The following is a 636-nucleotide window of genomic DNA, read 5'->3' on the forward strand; positions in this document are numbered from 1 at the left end:
CCATCAGACCGATTGTGCAATTTCAAATCAACCCAATCGTGAAATTACAACTCAACGCTTACAATGTCAAAAACTAGTTGATATTTCACAGTTTCTGATTAATTGAAATTTCAGTGTTATGAGGATGGGAGACAAGATATGGAAGAACAGTTTAGCAAGTATGATCCAACTGAATACTTGACCAACGAAGCTGAGATCAATGCCTATTTAGATGAAGCCATGACGATTGGAGAACCTAATTTGCTCTCTGCGGTTCTTAACGACATAACCAAAGCCAAATGCATGGTAAAATCATGTTCAGAAAACGGAAATAACAATAACGCATGCTTATAGCGTAGCACCGGATACGTCGAGATTCTTGGCTACATCCTGAGGGGGTACTCCGCTGGCTAATAGCTTTTTGGCAGACTCGATCTTGCTGTAGGTCAACCAGCCTTAACGTGTTAACCACAACGAACATATGCATTCCCACGCTGGCGCGTGGGAATAAATAATTGTATTAAATTCGCTTAACCTGCTGTGGATTCTGCCCATAATAGCGTTTAAATTCACGACTGAACTGCGACACGCTTTCATAGCCAACTGCATAAGCGGCGCTTTGCACGGTGCAGTTAGTCTGCGTGAGGCGAGCATAAG

At 42.6% G+C, this 636-nt stretch carries 2 protein-coding genes and 1 pseudogene; 1 reads left to right on the forward strand and 2 read right to left on the reverse strand.

Annotated features, from left to right (window positions below; genetic code table 11):
- Nucleotides 1–138: 138 nt before the first annotated feature.
- The gene (locus tag K5E40_RS34355; RefSeq protein WP_006473284.1) at nt 139–333 is read left to right on the forward strand and encodes a hypothetical protein; all 195 of its coding nucleotides are present in this window, start codon (nt 139–141) and stop codon (nt 331–333) included.
- On the opposite strand, the pseudogene K5E40_RS34360 reads toward K5E40_RS34355, so the two are convergent.
- A pseudogene (locus K5E40_RS34360) lies at nt 328–429 on the reverse strand (recombinase family protein); the annotation flags it as partial. The gene K5E40_RS34355 and the pseudogene K5E40_RS34360 sit on opposite strands and share 6 nt — an antisense overlap.
- 70 nt (nt 430–499) lie before the next feature.
- Nucleotides 500–636, reverse strand: a 137-nt coding sequence (locus K5E40_RS34365) for an AraC family transcriptional regulator (RefSeq protein ID WP_221734432.1), incomplete at its 5' end; no start/stop codon positions are given.

This window comes from Pseudomonas baetica, from assembly GCF_019733355.1.
Taxonomy (GTDB): Bacteria; Pseudomonadota; Gammaproteobacteria; order Pseudomonadales; family Pseudomonadaceae; genus Aquipseudomonas; species Aquipseudomonas baetica_A.

Bases quoted from the DNA above. Each gene is read 5' to 3' on its own strand.
- K5E40_RS34355 (WP_006473284.1), top strand. From the start codon at position 139: ATGGAAGAACAGTTTAGCAAGTATGATCCAACTGAATACTTGACCAAC.